The sequence below is a fragment of the Streptomyces gottesmaniae genome (assembly GCF_031845845.1).
Taxonomy (GTDB): Bacteria; Actinomycetota; Actinomycetes; order Streptomycetales; family Streptomycetaceae; genus Streptomyces; species Streptomyces akebiae.
The window spans coordinates 14,412-33,721 of record NZ_JAVRFJ010000044.1 but is presented as its reverse complement, the minus strand read 5'-3'; the positions used below and the strand labels follow the sequence as shown (position 1 = coordinate 33,721).

The window sequence follows — 19,310 nt, the reverse complement described above, 5'->3', positions numbered from 1 at the left end:
GTCGACCAGCGGCTGGACTCCCGACGCTGAGAGGGACAAAGCCCGGCTGCACCCCTCGGAGAACTCGCCCTACCGGAGCGTGTGCTGTTCGGGAACTTCAGGTCCCGGTTGTCGGAGGCGAGGTTCGGGCGGTGATTCGGTGGTGTTCGTGATCAGCCAATTCTGACAGGGCGAGGGCCCCGCAGGTAACGGAAAGGGCCTTCACCTGTTCCAACTGGGCGAGTCCTTCGGCCTGACGGCCGGAGGCAGACAGTGCCATACCGGCTGTCAGCCGGGCCATGGCCTCGTTGAGGGGCATTCGGGCCGCGCGAAACTCGGCAGCGGCCCGGCACGCGGTCGAACCCGCTGCTGGGTTCTGCCGGGCGAGTTGTATCTCGGCTCGGGCCAGCAACGCGAACCCGCGCCGACCGGGCGGCCCGTCAGGGGCTGCGCAGGCAGCGGCTGCGCGGTCGGCCCACATTTCGGCAGCTGTCATGTCGCCCAGAGCCAGTTCCGCGACAGTCAGCAGCCGGAACCACATCGGACGGACCGGGGCTTCGAACCCGAACAGGTGCGGGCCGCCGCCCGCTTCGAGCACCTTGCTGACACAACCATGGGGATCGCCGTTGAGCAGCAGCGTCTGGCCGAGCATCCCGACGATCGCCGACCGGCGCGCGCCCGGTGCGGGGCCGGCCAGGGCGAGTGACTCCTCACAGATCTTCAGTGCTCCGGCGAAGTCTCCCCGCCACATCAAGACCGCCGCGCTCACCACCTCGGCCAACGAGCGCGGCTCGCTGCTGCCGACGAGCGATGCCGCCTCCAGGGCGTCGTCGGCGTACGTCGCCGCCTCGTCCAGGCGCCCGAGCCACATGAAGGCGTAGGCGGAGGCGGCGAACAGATCGGCGAGCACGAGGCTCTGGCCGGTGCGGCGGGACACTTCCAGACCTCGGCCGAGATGGCGCAGAGCGGCGTCGTAGCGTTCGTGGAGCATTTCCGTCCAGCCGACCATGACAAGGGTGTCCATTTGCCCGGCCAGTTGCTGGTCGTCGGTGTCGTCGAGTGCTTCCAGCACCAGGTCGAGGTAGTCGGTCGACCTGGCGTCGCCGGCGAAGGTATGTGACAGTGCCAGGAGAGCGTGGACCGCGGTGATCTGCAACGGGTCGCCGATATGTTCCGCCGAGCGCAACGCGCGTTCGCCCCAGTCGACGGCCGTGGAGAAGTCGTTCGTACGAAGCGCCACCACCGCGACCCCCAACTCCAGGGTGGCGGTTTCAGGCTTCACTTGGCCGTCGTGGTCCGCCAACTCCTGCAGCAGCAGAGCCGTGGCCTCTTCGTACCGCCCGAGCGCCCACTCCATGGTGGCTCGGAGGGCAATCACCTGGGCCCGTCGGCCCCGTGCTCGCGCGGGCAGGAGGGATGCGGCCGTGCGCAGGATGTCGCGGCTTTCCAGCAGTCGTCCTGCCATGCCCAGCGCGTTGGCTTGCTGGAGCCACAGTTCGGGGCGCAGTCGGCTCTGCTCGCCGAGCAGTCGCAAGGCTTCCTGTGTCCAATGCACGGCAGTGGCCGGTGCGATCGTCATCACCTGACGGGCGGCCCGTACTAGCACGTCGACGGCGTGTTCATCTCCTACACGCGCCGAACGCTGAACGTGCGACGCCTGGGTGGTCAGCGGCGCGCCATGCAGCGCCAGGCCGTCCGCGGCCCGGGCGTGCGCCGCAATCCGCCAACCGGCGCCAGCCCCCTGGTACACCGCTGCCCGCACCAGCGGATGACGGAATTGGAATTGGCGCGTGGAGCCGATCTGGCGTATCAGGTCCCGCTCCGCGACTTCGTCCAGGGCAGCGAGAGCCTGTGCCTCACCGGTCTGGGCCACGACCGCCACCATGTCGGCTTCGAAAGAGTCGCCGAGCACCGCGGCCGCCTGCGTACAGACCCGCGCAGGGGCCGACAGACCTCCGAACTCCTCCAGCAGTGCGGCACGCACCGATTGCGGCAGACCGTCGGGGACAGGCCCCGAGTCGGCCGGGACCGTCTGGTCCAACGGAACCGCCCGCAGGCTGTCGTCTCCGGTGCTCCCGGTCAGCGCCTCCAGGTAGAACGGATTGCCGCCGCTGGCCTCGTACAGTCGTCGGAAGCGCCAGTGATCCGGCCTGGCCCCGCACAGCTCCGCTCCCTCGGCCGGGGACAGCGGACCCAGCTCGACCCTGGCCAGCCTTCCCTCCGTGCCCGCCCGGGCCAGTGCAGCAGCCAGTCGCTGCGGGGCCTGCCGGGGACGGTAGGCGAGGGCGAGGAGCAGCGGTGTCCTCGGCGGGTGCCGTACCAGATGGTCGATCAGCTCGGCTGTACCGTCATCCGTCCACTGCAGGTCGTCCAGACTGAGAACGAGTCCGCCGTCGGCACTCAGCGTCTCCAGCAACGTCCGCACCGCCCGGTGGAACCAGTACCGTTCAACCGTCACCGGCTCCGGCCCGGCCGGGAAGCGGTCACAGAGCGCGGGGAAGACCGTACTCAGCAAGGTGAACGCGCCGGGCGGTGATCCATCATGCCGGAGCGGGAGGAAGTCCACAGTGCCGAGGTGGTCGTCCAGGGCGTCCACGAACGCACCGTAGGGAGCCCGGTCGAACTCCACGCTGCGGCCGGCCAAGGACAGGAAACCGCGCTGTCGTGCACGCTCGCCGAGTTCGCCGAGCAGCCGTGTCTTTCCGATACCCGGTTCCCCAACCACCTCGACCACCCCTGGCGCACCGGCCAGGGCATCCTCGATCGCACCGTCGAGGACCCTCAACTCCGCTGCTCGCCCGACCACATGACTTACCGTCCGGGGGAGCTGCGGTGTCGACGGGCCGGGTAGGTCGGCGCCGCCCCGTGGAGTGCGCACCGGCGGGGGCGTGGGTAACGGGCGCGGCACGAGAGCGGGTGCGGAACCCGGAGCACGCCCGGCGGCGAGTCCGGCGGCTGGGACGTTCAGTGCGGGGTCGGTGGTGAGGATCTGCTGGTGCAGTTGCCGCAGCGGGAGGCTGGGGTCACAGCCGAGTTCTTCGGCCAGCAGGAGCCGGGTTCGCTCGTAGTGGTTGAGGGCATCGGCTGGGCGACCGCAGCGGTACAGGGCGAGGATGTACTGGCCGACCAGTCGTTCGTCCAGTGGGTGCGCCTCGACCCGGGTGGACAATTCGGCCAGCAGTCCGGCGTGGTGACCGCAGCGGAGCCGAACGTCGGTGTGGTCCAGTTCGGCGGCAGTGCGTTCCTGGTCCACGGCGTCACGGAGGGCGTTGATCCAAGGGGTGTCCAGACCCGCGAAGGCAGCCCCCCGCCAGAGGCCGAGCGCCTGCCCGAACATGGCCACAGCCTGCTCGTCCTGCTCGTTGCGCGCGGCCGCGCGGGCCCGCGCGACGACGACCCGGAATCGGTGCAGATCCACTGCGCTCGCCTCGACGTCGAGGACATAGCCACCGGATCGCCGGACGATGTCCGCCCCCGCAGAGATGGCCAAGGCGCGCCGCAGACGGGAGAGGTAGCCATAGAGCGTGTTGCGGACCCGCTGCGGATGACGGTCGGCCCAGACGCGCTCGACGAGTTGGTCCACCGAAACCACCCGGTTGGCGTCCACCAGCAACACGGCGAGGACACACCGCTGCCGGGCATGACCCAGATCAATGATTCGGCCGTCCACACGCGCCTCGACACTGCCGAGCAAATCGAACTCAACCGTCACAGCATGCCCCCCGAGTCTCACTTCGCCACCCTGGCATAGCACCTTCGACCAGCCCATTCAACGTTTGTCCAAGGTTCACCGACGGTCGGCCGCGCACCTTGGTCCTCGTCCACGCAACTGGGCCGACGAACCTAGGAGACACCATGCGTAATCGCACAGGAGCCGACGAAGTGACAAGCGCGAAGTGGGCCGTACGGACGGGCGCACTCATCTCCGGCATGGCCCTGGCCGCCTCGCTGGGCGTCATCAGCCAGGCCGAGGCGGCAACGCCCAAGTCCTCCGCCAGCATCCAGTCCATCGACTACATCTCCGGCAAGGACGTCACGGTCGGAAGCTGCAAGGGTTGGATGAACCGCAGGTCCACCGACGGCGACGTCCAGGGACTCGTGCAGTCCTGGAACGGTGCGGAGTGCATCATGTGGCTGGAGCGCAAGGTCATCGGCTCGTACGACTACAAGCCCGTGTCCGACGGCTACGGGGTGGTCAACTCCAGCGCCTCGACCGGCTTCCACTGGAACGGCGCCAACGCCGGCTCGCGGGTCTGCGTCCACAACAACAGCACCGGGTCCGGCGGCTGCGGCGCGACCGCCTGGTGAGCTCCCGTCACGTCGTCGCACACCACGGAGCGGTTTCTGCAGCGACGTGATCGCGAGCGGTGCCGGAGCCAGGCAGGCATCTGCGGCAGCCCGCCTGGCTCGCTGCCGAGATCGGGTGCCGGGACTGGCATGCGGTGCGGGCAGCACTGCATCACCGAACCGTTCCGGGTGGGCCGGAGTCTCCCGGAGATCCCGGGGCGGTTCACAGAGATACTGGAGCGGTTCACAGAGATATCCGGCACGTTCGGATACTCGGCGGCGGATCAAACTTCGTTGTGCTGCGCCAGAACCTCGGGGCCCTGCGCTTCTACCGCGAGCAGCTGGGCTGAGGTGACTCAGCGTGTCGAGCGCGGTGGTGGTAAAGGTGGCGAGGTAGCCGGCGTTGGTGCTCTGGGCGCAGACGGGACCGTTGTCGCGTGGGTCGATGTTCCACTCGGGGAGGATGTGGTCGAGGCTGTGGCCGAGCTTCGACTTCACCGTGTCCTTGACGTTCGTGACGTGGGTCTGCCAGTTCGCCAGATGGCTGGTGCAGGTGTTCTTCCAGCCGTCGGCGGTGGTGTCGCAGACGTACTCGTGCCAGGACAGTACGTCGGGTTCGGAGCAGGCGTCGGCCAGGCGAGGGGCGACCGCGCAGAACGCGGTCGGCCCTCGCCATGTTCCCGATGTAACCGCACCGAGTCGGCCTGTGACAGCCTCGGTCGGCTGTCCGCCGTGTGGCTGCCCGACCGGGACCGGGCGGCGGACCAGGCGCCGAACCAATCGGCGTCGCGGTCTTCGACGAGCGCGGTCACGACGGTGGGAGCATGTCAGGGCCTGGCATGCGTCTGTGCCTGAGCGAGTCGAGCCTCCGCCACCGCATGTCGGGCAAGGCGGAGCTGCGCGAAGGAACGCTACCGACCCCTCCGGCCATGGAAGCCGCGCTGTGCATGGCAGCCCATGCCGCGCAACCAGCGGATGGGACAAAAGCGACCCGGAGACACCTTTAGCCTGGAGACGGGCCTCGTCATCCCGGCCCCTGTCCGGTCCCTGGATCTTGGTATCGAGCCTCAGGGCAGCCGCCCGGACACCGAGAGACAACCTCGCTCACCTACTCCGCCGCAGGTCAGACGGGTTGGAGCTCCCCGACCACCGCCGGACTCCAAACCCACGAGCAGCGGATTCAGTCCGTTCAGGCAAAGTTGACGATCCAACAGCCCAAAATGAACGTTTCCGCAGGTCAGAGACCTACTGAAGTGGGGCGGGTGGGACTCGAACCCACGGCCGACGGATTATGAGTCCGCTGCTCTAACCGGCTGAGCTACCGCCCCGTACGGCGTGTCGCGTACATGTGTGCGCGCCGTCTGCCGCAGCATAGCCGCTCATACGATCTCCTGCTTCGGATGGTCGGCCTTCGCATGCGCTTCTTGACCTTGAAGACCTCGGCGCGGCGCACGCGGTTCCCCCGAACATGAAAAAGGACCCTCAGGGGGTCCTTCCTCGGTGGCTCTCCCGACTGGACTCGAACCAGTAACCTGCCGGTTAACAGCCGGCTGCTCTGCCAATTGAGCTACGGAAGATCGAAGCTCCCCCGACTGGACTCGAACCAGTAACCTGCCGGTTAACAGCCGGCTGCTCTGCCAATTGAGCTACGGAGGATTGCCTCGCTGCATCGAACGTACCTCCCTGGGTATTCGCCAGGGGGCGTGCGCTCGCTGCGACACATACATTAGCGCAAGCAGGGGGGTGCTCCGCCAATCGGTATCCCCCACGCCCGTCGCCCGCGCAGGGCAACGCAAGGGACCGACGCAGACGTAAGGGAAGGGTGGTCGCCATGCGCTATCGGCTCACGTTCTTTGCCGGACTGGCCCTGGGCTACGTGCTCGGCACGAAGGCCGGACGCGAACGTTACGAGCAGTTGAAGAAGTCCGCGCGGCAGGTCGCGCAGAACCCCGCCGTGCGCAACACCGCCGAGTCGGCCGCCCAGCAGGGGCGGGTCTACGCGGGCAAGGCGTACCACGTGGTCAGCGAGAAGGTCGGCGACCGTGTGCCGGACCTGGTCGCCGAGCGGGTGCGCTCGCTTCGGGAACGCAATGCCAACGGCTCGGCCGGGGACGACTGGGGCACCAGCAACACCTAGGCGGGTCGCAGGGGTCACATTGCGCCGACCGGACCCCCGCGCGGCGCTCCCACCCCTTCCCGTGCGGCAGAATTTCTGCCATGGGGATAGTCGCCGGGCTGGACAGTTCGCCCGATTTTACGCGCATTGTCGTCTGTGACTCGGACACAGGGGCAGTGCTCAGGCAGGGTTATGCCCCGCACCCGTTGGAGTCGGCGGAGAGCGGGGGGCGTCCGGCGGACGTCGATCCGCAGGCCTGGCTGCTGTCCCTGGGCGAGGCGGCCGGCGGCGGGCTGCTGGAGGGCGTGCAGGCCATCGGGGTCTCGTCCCAGCAGAACGGGCTGATCGCGCTGGACGCACAGGGCAACACCGTGCGTCCGGCGATGGTCGGCGGCGACAAGCGGACCCAGGTGGCGGCCGCCGACCTCGTCGACGCGCTCGGAGGGCGCGGCGCGTGGGCGGAGGCCGTCGGCTGTGTGCCGGGGGCCGCGCAGCCGGTGACCAAGCTGCGCTGGATGAGCCGCACGGAACCGGACGCCGCGATGCGGACGGCTGTACTGCTCCAGGCGCACGACTGGCTGGTCTGGCAGTTGCTGGGGCGGCCGGTCAGAAGGACGACGGACCGGGGCGGTGCGTCCGGGACCGGGTACTGGAACGCGGCCACCGGGCAGTACCGCACGGATCTCGTCGAGATGGCCCTCGGACACCAGGTCATGCTCCCCGAGGTGCTCGGCCCCTCGGACGCCGCCGGTACGACGCCGGAGGGGCTCCTCATCTCCGCCGGCACCGGCGAGACCATGGCCGCCGCGTTCGGGCTCGGTATCGGCCTCGGTGACGCGGTGGTGTCGCTGGGGGCCTCCGGGTCCGTGATGGCGGTCCACACCCAGGCGCTCGTCGACTCCTCCGGGATGATCACCTCGCTGGCCGACGCCACGGGCATGCATCTGCCGGTCGTCACCACGCTCAACGCCGTACGGACGCTGCGCGGGGCCACCGAACTGCTGGGCGTGGCCGATCTGGAGGCGCTGTCCGACCTGGCGATGAAGTCGACGCCGGGGTCCCACGGGCTCGTCATGCTGCCGTATCTGGAGGGCGAGCGGACGCCGAACCTGCCGCACACGGCGGGGACGCTGGCCGGGCTGCGGCGGGAGTCGATGAAGCCGGAGCACTTCGCGCGGGCCGCGTTCGAGGGCATGCTGTGCGGGCTCGCGGACGCGCTGGACGTGCTGCGCGGGCGGGGCGTGGACGTACGGCGGATCTTCCTGCTGGGTGCGGCGGCGGAGCTGCCGGCCGTGCAGGCGGCGGCGCCGGCGCTGTTCGGGGTGCAGGTGGTGGTGCCGCAGCCGGCGGACTACGCGGCGGTGGGCGCGGCCCGACAGGCCGCGTGGGCGCTCGGGGTCTCGCAGGGGACGCTCGATCCGCGTACGCCTCCGATGTGGCCGGGGGCGGCGGCGCAGGTGCTGGAGCCGGGGGACGAGCTGGCGGTGGGGCAGGCGGTCCGGCAGCAGTACGTGGCGGTTCGGGAACAGACCCATCCCGGGGCGTTCCGGACCTGAGAGCTCGGGCTTCACCTGCGCGGTTCGGCCATCGATTGCTCACCGTCGGGTTAATTCGGTTGAGGTAACGCGGGTGGAGTGTTCGACGATGGGGGGTGGTGCGTCCCGAACCCCGTCCTCGAACACGAGAGATCTCGCGTGCTCATACGATTGCTGAGAAGTCATCTTCGTCCCTACCGGACACCGATCACCCTGTTGGTGCTGCTGCAGTTCACGCAGACGTGCGCCACGCTCTACCTGCCCACGCTGAACGCGGACATCATCGACGAGGGCGTGGTGGAGGGGGACACGGGTTACATCCTGTCCTTCGGCGCGCTGATGATCGGTATCTCGCTGGTGCAGGTCGTCTGCAACATCGGGGCCGTGTACTACGGCGCCCGCACCGCGTCGGCGGTCGGCCGGGACATCCGGGCCGCCGTGTTCGACCGGGTGCAGTCGTTCTCGGCGCGTGAGGTCGGTCACTTCGGGGCCCCGTCTCTGATCACGCGCACCACGAACGATGTGCAGCAGGTGCAGATGCTGGTGCTCATGACGTTCACGCTGGTGGTGTCGGCGCCGATCATGTGCGTCGGCGGCATCGTGCTGGCGCTCGGGCTGGACGTGCCGCTGTCGGGGGTGCTCCTCGCGGTCGTGCCCGTGCTCGGTGTCTGCGTCACCCTGATCGTGCGCCGGCTTCGCCCCCTGTTCCGCTCGATGCAGGAGCGGTTGGACACCGTGAACCGGGTGCTGCGGGAGCAGATCACCGGCAACCGGGTGATCCGCGCCTTCGTACGGGACGACTACGAGAAGGACCGGTTCCGGAAGGCGAACGCCGAGCTGACGGACGTGTCCCTGGGAACCGGGCGGATGCTCGCGCTGATGTTCCCGATCGTGATGACGGTCATCAACCTCTCGTCGATCGCGGTGGTGTGGTTCGGCGCCCATCGGATCGACAGCGGTGGCATGGAGATCGGCGCGCTCACCGCGTTCCTCGCCTATCTGATGCAGATCGTCATGGCTGTGATGATGGCCACCTTCATGTTCATGATGATGCCGCGCGCCGAGGTGTGTGCCGAGCGCATCCAGGAGGTGCTCGACACCGACACCAGTGTGGTGCCGCCGGTCGCGCCCGTCCGGGAGCTGCGGCGGCACGGGTTCCTGGAGATCCGGGGTGCGGGCTTCCGCTATCCGGGTGCCGAGGAGCCGGTGCTCCGGTCGATCGAGGTCGTCGCGCGGCCCGGTGAGACGACCGCCGTCATCGGGTCCACGGGCAGCGGGAAGTCGACCCTGCTCGGGCTGGTCCCCCGGCTGTTCGACGCCACCGAGGGCGAGGTGCTGGTGGACGGCGTCGACGTCCGGACGCTCGACCCGAAGCTGCTGGCGAGGACGGTGGGGCTGGTGCCGCAGAAGCCGTATCTCTTCTCGGGGACCGTGGCGACGAATCTGCGGTACGGCAATCCGGACGCCACCGACGAGGAGTTGTGGCACGCGCTGGAGGTGGCGCAGGCCAAGGGGTTCGTCGAGCGGCTGGAGAACGGGCTGGACTCCCCCATCGCGCAGGGCGGGACGAACGTGTCGGGCGGGCAGCGGCAGCGGCTCGCGATCGCGCGGGCGCTGGTGCAGCGGCCGGAGATCTATCTGTTCGACGACTCCTTCTCCGCGCTCGACTACGCGACCGACGCCGCCCTGCGGACGGCACTGGCGCGGGAGACCGCCGACGCGACCGTGGTGATCGTGGCCCAGCGGGTGGCGACCATCCGGGAGGCCGACCGGATCGTCGTCCTCGACGAGGGCCGGGTCGTCGGCACCGGACGGCACCACGAACTGATGGCCGACAACGAGACGTACCGGGAGATCGTCCTCTCCCAGCTCACGGAAGCGGAGGCAGCCTGATGGCCGGGCCGTTGGCACGGATGGCGGGGGCCGGAGGCGGTCCCGACCAGCGCTCCATGGACTTCAAGGGGTCCGGGAAGCGGCTGCTCGCGCAGTTCAGGCCCGAGCGGTTCACGATGTACGCGATGATCATGTGCGCGGTGCTCAGTGTCGGGCTCTCGGTGCTGGGGCCCTGGATCCTCGGCAGGGCGACCGACCTGGTCTTCGCGGGGGTCGTCGGGCGGGAGATGCCGGCGGGCGCGACCAAGGCCGAGGTCCTGGAGTCCATGCGGGAGCGCGGGGACGGCGGCGTCGCCGACATGCTGCAGGGCACCGACTTCACGCCGGGCGAGGGCATCGATTTCGAGGCCGTCGGCACGGTGCTGCTGGTTGCCCTCGGCATCTTCCTGATCGCCGGGCTGCTGATGGCGGCGGCCACGCGGCTGTCCAACCGGGCCATCAACCGGACCGTCTACCACATGCGCGAGGAGCTCCAGGCGAAGCTGTCGCGGCTGCCGCTGTCGTACTTCGACAAGCGGCAGCGCGGTGAGGTGCTGAGCCGGGCGACCAACGACATCGACAACATCGGTCAGACGCTGCAGCAGTCGATGGGGCAGCTCGTCAACTCGCTGCTCACCATCATCGGGGTGCTGGTGATGATGTTCTGGGTGTCGCCGCTGCTGGCGCTGGTCGCGCTGGTGACCGTACCGGTGTCGTTCCTGGTGGCCACGCGGGTCGGCAAGCGGTCGCAGCCGCACTTCGTCGCGCAGTGGCGGGTGACGGGCAAGCTCAACGCCCACATCGAGGAGATGTACACCGGGCACACGCTCGTGAAGGTGTTCGGGCGTCAGGAGGAGTCGGCGAAGCAGTTCGCCGAGGAGAACGAGCGGCTGTACGAGGCCGGGTTCAAGGCCCAGTTCAACAGCGGGATCATGCAGCCGCTGATGTTCTTCGTGTCCAACATCAACTATGTGCTGGTCGCGGTCGTGGGCGGGCTGCGGGTGGCCACGGGGGCCCTGTCCATCGGTGACGTGCAGGCCTTCATCCAGTACTCGCGGCAGTTCTCGATGCCATTGACGCAGGTGGCGTCCATGGCCAACCTCGTGCAGTCGGGGGTCGCGTCCGCCGAGCGGGTCTTCGAACTGCTCGACGCGGAGGAGCAGGGGGCCGACGCGGTGCCCGGCGTGCGGCCCGAGGAACTGCGGGGACGGGTGGCGCTGGAGGGGGTGTCCTTCCGGTACGAGGCCGACAAGCCGCTGATCGAGGATCTGTCGCTGGTCGTCGAGCCGGGGCAGACGGTGGCGATCGTGGGGCCGACGGGCGCGGGGAAGACCACGCTGGTGAACCTGCTGATGCGGTTCTACGAGGTCACCGGCGGGCGGATCACGCTCGACGGGGTCGATGTCGCGGCCATGTCGCGGGACGAACTGCGCGACGGAATAGGGATGGTGCTCCAGGACACATGGCTGTTCGGAGGGACCATCGCGGAGAACATCGCGTACGGGGCGTCCGCCTCGCGGAAGGTCACGCGGGGGGAGGTCGAGGAGGCGGCTCGGGCCGCGCACGCGGACCGGTTCATCCGGACGCTGCCGCACGGGTACGACACCGTGATCGACGACGAGGGCACCGGGGTGAGCGCGGGTGAGAAGCAGCTCATCACGATCGCTCGGGCGTTCCTGTCGGATCCGGTGATCCTGGTGCTGGACGAGGCGACGTCGTCCGTGGACACGCGTACCGAGGTGCTGATCCAGAAGGCGATGGCCAAGCTGGCGCACGGTCGGACGTCGTTCGTGATCGCGCATCGGCTGTCGACGATCCGGGACGCGGACACGATTCTGGTGATGGAGAACGGTTCCATCGTGGAGCAGGGGGCGCACGAGGAGTTGTTGGCCTCGGGTGGGGCTTATGCGCGGCTGTACAGGGCGCAGTTCGCGGAGGCGGTTGCGGAAGTGGACTGAGGGGTGGGCTCAGGGGGCTCAGGGGGCCGAGAGGTGCGTTGTCGGGTGCGGGCGCGTGGGGGCTGGGCGCGCAGTTCCCCGCGCCCCTGAGAAGCAGGGGCTGCGCCCCGTGCTTCTCGGGCTCCACCCGGCCCGTACCCGACGACGTACCCCCTCAGTCCAAGTAGCCCCGCAGCTGGTCCGCGAAGGCGTGGTCGCGGAGTTTGTTGAGGGTCTTGGACTCGATCTGGCGTATCCGCTCCCGGGTCACGCCGAAGATGCGGCCTATCTCCTCCAGCGTGCGGGGGCGGCCGTCGGCGAGGCCGTAGCGGAGTTGGACCACCTTGCGTTCCCGCTCCCCCAGGGTCGACAGGACCGCCTCCAGGTGTTCGCGCAGCAGCAGGAACGCCGCCGACTCCACGGGGCTCGCCGCGTCGCCGTCCTCGATGAGGTCGCCGAGGGCCACGTCGTCCTCCTCGCCCACGGGCGCGTGGAGCGACACCGGTTCCTGGGCGAGGCGGAGGACCTCGCTGACGCGTTCCGGGGTCAGGTCGAGTTGGGCGGCGACCTCCTCGGAGGTGGGTTCGTAGCCTCGTTCCTGGAGCATGCGGCGTTGGACCCGGACGACCCGGTTGATCAACTCGACCACGTGGACCGGGACCCGGATCGTGCGGGCCTGGTCGGCGAGTGCGCGGGACATGGCCTGGCGGATCCACCAGGTGGCGTAGGTCGAGAACTTGTAGCCGCGCGCGTAGTCGAACTTCTCGACGGCCCGGATGAGGCCCAGGTTTCCCTCCTGGACCAGGTCCAGCATGGTCAGGCCACGGCCGACGTAACGCTTCGCCACGGAGACGACGAGCCGCAGGTTCGCCTCGATCAGGCGGCGCTTGGCCATGCGGCCCATGACGACCAGCTTGTCGAGGTCGAGCGCGAGCTCGGTGTCGAGGTCGGGGGCGTTGCCGAGCCGCTCCTCGGCGAAGAGGCCGGCCTCGACGCGGCGGGCCAGTTCCACTTCCTCCGCGGCCGTCAGCAGGGGGATGCGGCCGATCTCACGCAGGTACTGGCGGAAGAGGTCGGAGGAGGGGCCGCTGGTGTCCGCGCGGTGGCGCGGCAGTTCCACGGGTTCGGGGGGTTCGGCGGTCTCCAGGGCCTCGACCGCCGCGGCAGGCGGTTCGTCCAGGTCGGGCGGGCCGTCCGGGGCCGCCTCGGGGTGGTGCGCGGCACGGCTCTGGGCGGGCACCGCGGTGATGACATCGGTCTCCGCGGCCGGTTCCGAGCCGTCGGTACCGATGGCCGTACTGGTGTCGTTCTGTATGAGGGTCTGGGTCTGCACGGGGGCGACCTCCAGGAATGTCGCTGCCAGGGCGTACGGCAGCGGTACGTCTGGGATGGCGCGGGCGGCCTCTCCGCCGTCCATCCCGTACTCATCGAGCGGAACCGCGGGGATCTCGGACCCGTAGGGGACGGGTCGGCCGCGCTCCGAGGACTCAGGCACCGGAACCCAGTGTGGAGTACGACACACAGCCGCCACGAGGGGCGTGCGGTGACTTTTTGCGTCCGGGCCGTGACCGCACGGTTACCGTGCTTCACGAGTGCGCTGCTGGGCGCACCCCAAACAGCTTGAAGGCCGTACGGGGTGGGGTGGCTCCGGCGCGGATTGGCATGTGCTCCGGGGACGTGCCCACCCGGGGGCGCGCACCGGCACCGCGTCAGAGCGCCTCCGCGCCCCGCTCCCGCAACGCCTGGTCGTACTGCTGCAGGACCCACAACTCGTTCTGTACGGCGGCCAGCTGGGCGGGGTCGCCCTGGGCCGCCGCCCTCGCCAGGCTGCCCTGGACGTCGCGCACCCGGCGTTCGACGGCCCGGCGGCGCACGGTGACCAGCTGTGCGCCCGCGTAGACGTCGTCGACCGTCTTGCGCATGATCGCCTCGACCGCCAGCTCGGTCACCATGGCCCGCACCGCGTCGTCCGGCGCCGCCTCGCGGACCCGGATCAGGTACTCCTGCGGGTCCTCGGCGCCGTACTCCACGCCGCCCGCCTCGATGATCGCCTCGCGGACGGCCGCGTACGGAGGGGCGGTGAACTCGTCGACGCCGTACGCGTCGAACGCGGGGGCGACCAACTCGGGGCGCTGGAGGGCGAGTTTGAGGAGCTCGCGTTCGGTGGCGTAGACCGGGTTGCGGAGGGTGAGGGCCGGACCGGACGAGGGCCGGGCGCTGGTGTCGTACGGCTGCGCCGCGCGCTGGGCGGCCGGGGCCGGGCCCTGGCCGCCGCGGTCGCGGGCCCAGCGGGCCAGCTGGGCGACGCGCTTGACGACGAACTGGGTGTCGAGGATGCCGAGCATGCCGGCGAGTTGCACGGCGACCTCGTGCTGGGCGCCGCTGTTCTTGATGCGGGCCACGATCGGCGCGGCCTCGTCGAGGGCCGCGGCGCGCCCGGCGGGGGTCTCCAGGTCGTAGCGGGCGACGATCTGGCGGAGGGCGAACTCGAAGAGCGGGGTGCGGGGTTCGGTCAGCTCGACCACCGCGTCGTCGCCCTTCGCGAGGCGCAGCTCGCAGGGGTCCATGCCGTCGGGGGCGATCGCGATGTACGTCTCGGCGGCGAACTTCTGGTCGTCCTCGAAGGCGCGCAGGGCCGCCTTCTGGCCGGCCGCGTCGCCGTCGAAGGTGAAGATCACGCGGGCCGAGCCGTTGTCCATCAGCAGGCGGCGGAGGATCTTGATGTGCTCGCCGCCGAAGGCCGTGCCGCAGGTGGCGATGGCCGTGGTGACGCCGGCGAGGTGGCAGGCCATGACGTCCGTGTAGCCCTCGACGACGACGGCCCGGCTGGCCTTGGCGATGTCCTTCTTGGCGAGGTCGATGCCGTACAGGACCTGGGACTTGCGGTAGATCGCCGTGTCGGGGGTGTTGAGGTACTTCGGGCCGTTGTCCGACTCGTAGAGCTTGCGGGCGCCGAAGCCGACCACGTCCCCGCCGATGTCGCGGATGGGCCACATCAGGCGGCCCCGGAAGCGGTCGATCGGGCCCCGGCGGCCCTCCTGGGAGAGGCCGGACAGCAGCAGTTCCTTGTCGCTGAAGCCCTTGCCGCGCAGGAAGCGGGTGAGGTGGTCCCAGCCCTGGGGGCTGTAGCCGACGCCGAAGTGGAGGGCGGCGGCCTGGTCGAAGCCGCGTTCGGCGAGGAAGATCCGGCCGGTGTCGGCCTCGGGGCTGGTGGCGAGCTGCTCCGCGTACCACTCGGCGGCGATCTTGTGGGCCTCGACCAGGCGGATTCGCTCGCCACGCTGGTGGGAGGGGTTGTACCCGCCCTCCTCGTAGCGCAGGGTGATGCCGGCCTGGGCGGCGAGGCGCTCGACGGCCTCCGAGAAGGACAGGTGGTCGACCTTCATCACGAACGTGATGGTGTCGCCGCCCTCCTGGCAGCCGAAGCAGTGGAAGAGCCCCTTGCTCGGGCTGACCTGGAAGGACGGCGACTTCTCGTCGTGGAACGGGCAGAGCCCCTTGAGGTTCCCGCCGCCCGCGTTGCGCAGCTGGAGGTACTCGGACACCACGGCGTCGATCGGGACCGCGTCCCGTACCGCCTTCACGTCCTCGTCGTTGATCCGTCCTGCCACGCGGCGATTCTACGGTGACCCACTGACACGGCTGTGCCCAGAAGGCCGCGGGGCGGTGCCGACACGCGGCTCCGCCGCGCGGCGCGGCCGGCCGTCCACGGGCCGCGGTCGCCGCCGCCCCGGCCGGTGGCCCCTCAGGCGATCAGACTCTCCAAGGGCACCTGAGGATTCGAGAGCGCGTCCACATCGACCCGCGCCCGGGACCGGATCAGCTTCTGGATCGGCTCAGTGACATCCCACACGTTCACGTTCATCCCGGCCAGCACCCGCCCCTCCTTCACCCAGAACGCGACGAACTCCCGCTTGCCGGCGTCCCCCCGGATCAGCACCTGGTCGTAGGACCCGGGCGGGGCCCACCCGGAGTACTCCATCCCCAGGTCGTACTGGTCGGAGAAGAAGTAGGGCACCCGGTCGTACGTGACGTCCTTCCCCAGCATCGACCGGGCCGCGGCCGGTCCGCCGTTCAGCGCGTTGGCCCAGTGCTCCACCCGCAGCCGGGTGTCGAACAGGGCGTGCGGGAAGGAGACGACGTCACCGGCGGCGTAGACGGCCGGGTCGGACGTGCGCAGCCCGGCGTCCACCACGATGCCCCCGCCGTGGGCGCGGTCGGCGATCTCCAGCCCCGCGGCCTCGGCGAGACCGATGCGCGGGGCCGCTCCGATGGCCGCGAGGACGTCGTGCGCCGGATGCTCCTCCCCCGTGTCCGTGCGGGCGGCGAGGACCATCCCGTCCTGGCCGACGATCTCCGTGAGCTTCGCGCCGAAGTGGAAGCGGACCCCGCGCTCGCGGTGCAGCTCGGCGAAGAGGTTGCCCAGCTCGGGGCCGAGGACGCCGTACAGAGGGGTCGACTCCGGCTCGACGACGGTGACCTCCGCGCCGTACTCGCGGGCCGCCGCCGCCACCTCCAGGCCGATCCAGCCGGCGCCGGCGACGACGAGGTGGCCGTTGTCCCGGCCGAGGGCGGCGAGGACGCCCTTGAGGCGCTCGGCGTGGGCGAGGCGGCGCAGATGGTGGACGCCCGCGAGATCGGTGCCCGGGATGTCCAGGCGGCGCGGCTCCGCGCCGGTCGCGATCAGCAGCTTGTCGTAGTGGACGAGGGTGCCGTCGTCGCCGAAGCGGACGGTCCTGGCCGTGCGGTCGATCGCGTCGACGGTCTGGCCGAGGTGGAGTTCGATGTCGTTGCGCGCGTACCAGGACGGCTCGTGGACGAAGACGCTGTCGCGCTCCTCCTTGCCGAGCAGATAGCCCTTGGAGAGCGGCGGGCGCTCGTAGGGGTGGTCGCGTTCGTCGCAGATCAGTATCACGCGGCCGGTGAAGCCCTCCGCTCGGAGCGTCTCGGCCGCCTTCGCGCCGGCGAGACCGCCTCCGACGATGACGAATGTCTGATCCGCGTCGACCACTTGATGCCTCCTCTTAAGGGTGCGTCCACATGCGAGCGTCCCGCACGGAGCGTGATGCGGGAAGAGGTAGTGACCCGATCAGGCCACGCAGGGTCACGTCTGCGTCACATCCGACCCGTCAGTCTCGCGTGCAACGCGCGGGCGGAGGGATCGGTCAGGGAAGCGATCTGGTCGACGATCACCCGCTTGCGGGCACGGTCGTCCGTAGCCGAGTCGAACAGCGCACGGAACTGGGGTTCGAGCCCCTCCGGCGCGCGGGCGGTGAGCGCCTCGGCCAGTTCGGCGACGACGATCCGCTGGTCGGCGCGGAGCCTCTCCTGCTCGGCCCGCTGCATCACATAGCGGTCGGCGACGGCCTTCAGCACGGCGCACTCCAGCCGCGCCTCGCGCGGGACGACCAGTTCGGCGGCGTACCGGGTGAGGGGGCCGTTGCCGTACGCCTGCCGGGTGGCGCCCTCGGCGGCGAGGCAGAAGCGGCCGATGAGCTGGCTGGTGGCGTCCTTCAACCGGGCCTGGGCGACGGCCGTTCCGTCGTACCCGTGCGGCCACCACTCCTGGTCGAGGAGACGGTCGAGGGCGGCGGCGAGTTCGGCCGGGTCGGTGTCCGCGGGTACGTACCGGCCGCGGGCCACCTCGAACACCGCGCGGCGTTCGGGGTCCGCGTGCAGACAGTTGGGGTCGATGTGGCCGGCGTGCAGGCCGTCCTCGACGTCGTGCACGGAGTACGCCACGTCGTCGGACCAGTCCATGACCTGGGCCTCGAAGGTCGTGCTCGTGCCGGGGGCGTCCTTGCGGACCCAGTCGAAGACGGGCCGGTCGTCGTCGTACACGCCGAACTTGGGCGACTTGGGGTCGGTGGGGTGACCGCCGCGCGGCCAGGGGTACTTGGTGGCGGCGTCCAGGGCGGCACGGGTGAGGTTGAGGCCGACGCTGACGAGGTCGCCCGACTCGGGGGAGCGGACGAAGCGCTTGGGCTCGATGCGGGTCAGCAGGCGCAGGGACTGGGCGTTGCCCTCGAAGCCACCGCAGTCCTCGGCGAATTCGTTGAGTGCCTGTTCGCCGTTGTGGCCGAACGGGGGGTGGCCGAGGTCGTGGGAGAGGCAGGCGGCCTCCACGAGGTCGGGGTCGCAGCCGAGGGCGGCGCCCAGCTCGCGGCCCACCTGGGCGCACTCCAGGGAATGGGTGAGGCGGGTGCGGGGGCTGGCGTCCCAGACCTGGGAGCGGGTGCCGGGTGTGACGACCTGGGTCTTGCCGGCGAGTCTGCGCAGGGCCGCGGAGTGCAGTACGCGGGCGCGGTCGCGTTGGAAGGCGGTGCGGCCGGGGCGTTTGTCGGGCTCCGGGGCCCAGCGTTCTTCTGACGGGGCGTCGTAGGTGGCGTGGGTGCCGTGGGTGAGGGGTGCGGTGCCTTCCATGATTCGACAGTACGGGGAGGCTGTGACAAATGGGTGCCCACTCGTCCGCCGGGTTCCGTTCTTCGGCGGGTGCGGGTCGTTCGTGGCTGGTCACGCGGTTCCCCGCGCCCCTGAAGGTGCGCTCCTGTCGGCCGGGGTGTCCGGTTCCCTAGGCCGACGCCAGCGCAGGCAGAGCCTTCGTCCCGGTCGTCAGTGCCTCGTCGTAGCGGTGCAGGATCAGGCTCGCCATCGACGGGTGGGCGCCCAGGGGGGCCGCGGCGATGCCGGGGGCCGCCTCGGCGCATTCCCTCGCGAAACGGCCCGGGGCCGTGAAGTAGGAGGCGACGGCTATGTCCGTGTGGCCCGCGGCGGTGAGGGCGCGGACCGCTTCGGGGACGGTGGGGGCCGCAGCCGAGGCGTAGGCGGGCAGGACCGGGACGCCCAGGCGGTCGGCGAGGAGGCGGGCCGTGCGGCCGGTGTCCAGGGCGGCCTCGGGGTCGCGGGAGCCGGCGGCGGCCAGGACGACCGCGCTCCCGCGGCGCCGGGCCGCGCTCGGCCGGGTGCGCCAGCCGGCCTCGACGAGGCGGGAGCGCAGGGTCTCGACGAGGAGGGGGTGCGGGCCGAGGGGGGCCGCCAGTCGGGTGCGGGCCTCGGCGGCGGCGGCCATCTCGGGGATGTCCTGCTTGACGTGGTAGCCGCGGCTGAGGAGGAGGGGGACGAGCACCGCTTCCCGGTCGCCGAGGGCGGCGAGGGTGTCGGGGAGCAGGGGCTCGTTCAGTTCGATGTGGCCGAGGTGCACGGCGAGGCCGGGGCGCTGCTCGCGGACGCGCTCCATGAGGGTGCGTACGGTCGCCAGGGCGCGCGGGTCGCGGCTGCCGTGCGCGACCAGGACGAGCGCCGGTGGGGCGGGGCGCCGGGTTCCGTCGCGGGAGACGAGGCTGAGCTGCGTGGCCAGCTGGTCACTGATCAGGTTCATGATGTGCGCCGTACTGTCGAGGTCCGCGTTCGACTTGCTCGTCGTCGCCGTCATGCACCGATGGTGCCGGGGGGACGTTGCCTTCCCGTTGCACGGTGGTGACGGGTGTTTTCCGGCGGTTCACCGTGCGCGGCACGGGCCTGTGAACCTCCGTGACCTGGCATTTCGACTCCTTCGAGTGAAGCTTGTCACGCTGGGCGGTGAAC

Annotated in this window: 11 protein-coding genes and 3 tRNA genes; 5 read left to right on the top strand and 9 right to left on the bottom strand. The window is 70.2% G+C overall.

Going from position 1 to position 19,310, the window contains the following annotated elements; translation table 11 throughout:
* Nucleotides 1-97: 97 nt before the first annotated feature.
* Nucleotides 98-3,691 (bottom strand): ATP-binding protein, encoded by a 3,594-nt coding sequence (locus RM704_RS36685; RefSeq protein WP_157856743.1) that lies wholly within the window; start codon nt 3,689-3,691, stop codon nt 98-100.
* A 170-nt stretch (nt 3,692-3,861) separates the two neighbouring features.
* On the opposite strand from RM704_RS36685, the gene RM704_RS36680 reads away from it, so the two are divergent.
* Nucleotides 3,862-4,287 (top strand): hypothetical protein, encoded by a 426-nt coding sequence (locus tag RM704_RS36680; RefSeq protein WP_033530154.1) that lies wholly within the window; start codon nt 3,862-3,864, stop codon nt 4,285-4,287.
* Nucleotides 4,288-5,520: 1,233 nt separating this feature from the next.
* Here RM704_RS36680 and RM704_RS36675 read toward each other — a convergent pair.
* From RM704_RS36675 to RM704_RS36665, 3 genes are all read right to left on the bottom strand, one after another.
* A tRNA-Ile gene (locus RM704_RS36675) sits at nt 5,521-5,594 on the bottom strand.
* A gap of 173 nt (nt 5,595-5,767) precedes the next feature.
* Nucleotides 5,768-5,843: transfer RNA gene (locus tag RM704_RS36670), tRNA-Asn, on the bottom strand.
* Between the two features lie 6 nt (nt 5,844-5,849).
* A tRNA-Asn gene (locus tag RM704_RS36665) sits at nt 5,850-5,922 on the bottom strand.
* Between the two features lie 175 nt (nt 5,923-6,097).
* Between RM704_RS36665 and RM704_RS36660 the strand changes: the two genes are divergently transcribed.
* The 4 genes from RM704_RS36660 (at nt 6,098) to RM704_RS36645 (ending at nt 11,747) form a co-directional block, all read left to right on the top strand.
* Complete coding sequence (locus tag RM704_RS36660; RefSeq protein WP_033530202.1) at nt 6,098-6,403, top strand: hypothetical protein; 306 nt, start codon at nt 6,098-6,100, stop codon at nt 6,401-6,403.
* An 80-nt stretch (nt 6,404-6,483) separates the two neighbouring features.
* The gene (locus RM704_RS36655; RefSeq protein ID WP_078937303.1) at nt 6,484-7,938 is read left to right on the top strand and encodes an FGGY family carbohydrate kinase; all 1,455 of its coding nucleotides are present in this window, start codon (nt 6,484-6,486) and stop codon (nt 7,936-7,938) included.
* Between the two features lie 138 nt (nt 7,939-8,076).
* Nucleotides 8,077-9,810: an ABC transporter ATP-binding protein gene (locus RM704_RS36650; protein ID WP_033530152.1), complete on the top strand. Its 1,734-nt coding sequence runs from the start codon at nt 8,077-8,079 to the stop codon at nt 9,808-9,810.
* Nucleotides 9,810-11,747: an ABC transporter ATP-binding protein gene (locus RM704_RS36645; RefSeq protein ID WP_033530151.1), complete on the top strand. Its 1,938-nt coding sequence runs from the start codon at nt 9,810-9,812 to the stop codon at nt 11,745-11,747. Before RM704_RS36650 ends, RM704_RS36645 begins: the two co-directional genes overlap by 1 nt.
* Nucleotides 11,748-11,901: 154 nt before the next feature.
* Here RM704_RS36645 and RM704_RS36640 read toward each other — a convergent pair whose 3' ends face one another.
* The 5 genes from RM704_RS36640 to RM704_RS36620 all read right to left on the bottom strand — a co-directional run bounded on the left by RM704_RS36640 (nt 11,902) and on the right by RM704_RS36620 (nt 19,158).
* The gene (locus RM704_RS36640; protein ID WP_033530150.1) at nt 11,902-13,221 is read right to left on the bottom strand and encodes an RNA polymerase sigma factor; all 1,320 of its coding nucleotides are present in this window, start codon (nt 13,219-13,221) and stop codon (nt 11,902-11,904) included.
* Between the two features lie 214 nt (nt 13,222-13,435).
* A complete protein-coding gene (gene dnaG / locus RM704_RS36635) occupies nt 13,436-15,337 on the bottom strand; it encodes a DNA primase (protein WP_033530149.1) in 1,902 nt (633 codons plus the stop codon).
* Nucleotides 15,338-15,471: 134 nt separating this feature from the next.
* Nucleotides 15,472-16,737: an NAD(P)/FAD-dependent oxidoreductase gene (locus RM704_RS36630; protein ID WP_033530148.1), complete on the bottom strand. Its 1,266-nt coding sequence runs from the start codon at nt 16,735-16,737 to the stop codon at nt 15,472-15,474.
* Between the two features lie 104 nt (nt 16,738-16,841).
* Nucleotides 16,842-18,149 (bottom strand): deoxyguanosinetriphosphate triphosphohydrolase, encoded by a 1,308-nt coding sequence (locus RM704_RS36625; protein ID WP_033530147.1) that lies wholly within the window; start codon nt 18,147-18,149, stop codon nt 16,842-16,844.
* 148 nt (nt 18,150-18,297) lie between these two features.
* Nucleotides 18,298-19,158, bottom strand: a complete 861-nt coding sequence (locus RM704_RS36620; protein WP_033530146.1) for a sirohydrochlorin chelatase — start codon at nt 19,156-19,158, stop codon at nt 18,298-18,300.
* Between the last annotated feature and the right edge of the window lie 152 nt (nt 19,159-19,310).